At 64.6% G+C, this 821-nt stretch carries 1 protein-coding gene; it reads right to left on the bottom strand.

Annotation, left to right across the window (positions count from 1 at the left end):
- Positions 1 to 149 precede the first annotated feature (149 nt).
- On the bottom strand, positions 150 to 821 hold a 672-nt coding region (locus tag EOA86_RS36710; protein WP_164892413.1), incomplete at its 5' end, for a sulfite exporter TauE/SafE family protein.

Below are 821 nucleotides of genomic sequence, written 5' to 3'. Positions count from 1 at the left end.
GGGTCTGGCTTGACGAGGGGAATCAAGGCTTGGCGCTGACTTCGCAAACGCTACTCATGCTGGGTCAGCGCGGTATCGAGCTCAACCTCGACATCTACTACAAGCCACCCGAGGCAAATGTCGCTTCCTCCGAATCAGCCTGATTCAGCTCAGTCCTTGGCGAAGTAGTAAAAAGCCAGGAACACGCCGACCCCGACGACGAAGCCGCGCACGGCAATTTGCGGCACGCGCCTGGCGATCCAGACGCCAGCATAGCCGCCCAGCGCGCCGCCCGGTATCATGATGATCGCCTGCCGCCAGGCGATGACATCGCCGGAGATGAAAACCAGGATGGCTACCGCCGCGATGACCACTGCCAGCATGTTCTTCAGCGCGTTCAGTCGGTGATAGTCGCCGGCCTGGGTGAGGCCGAGCGTCGCCAGCATCATGACGCCCATGCCGGCGCCGAAGAAGCCGCCATAGACGGCGGTGGCGAATTGCGCCAGGGAACCGACCAGCGAACCCACCGCGGCCTCATGCCCCGGCTTGGGCGCCGGCTTCAGCCACGGCCCGGCGGCGAACAGCGCGGTGGCCGCCAGCAGCAGCCAGGGCACTAGGACGCGAAACGACGGATTGTCGAGCGCCAGAAGGATGAGGGCGCCGGCCAGCGCGCCGAAGGCCGATATGACCCCGAGCAGCAACGCTGTGCGCCAGAGATGCTTGATGTCGGACCAGTAAGCGAGCGTCGAGGTGATGTAGCCGGGAAACTGTGTCAGCGACGAGGTGGCGTTGGCGACGACCGGCGGCAAGCCGACCAGCGACATGGCGCCGAAGGTTATAAA

Origin of the sequence: Mesorhizobium sp. M5C.F.Ca.IN.020.32.2.1, assembly GCF_004023105.1 — a bacterium.
Classification (GTDB): Bacteria; Pseudomonadota; Alphaproteobacteria; order Rhizobiales; family Rhizobiaceae; genus Mesorhizobium; species Mesorhizobium wenxiniae.
Note: the sequence above shows the minus strand (reverse complement) of the source record. Positions and strands in the feature narration are given on the sequence as shown.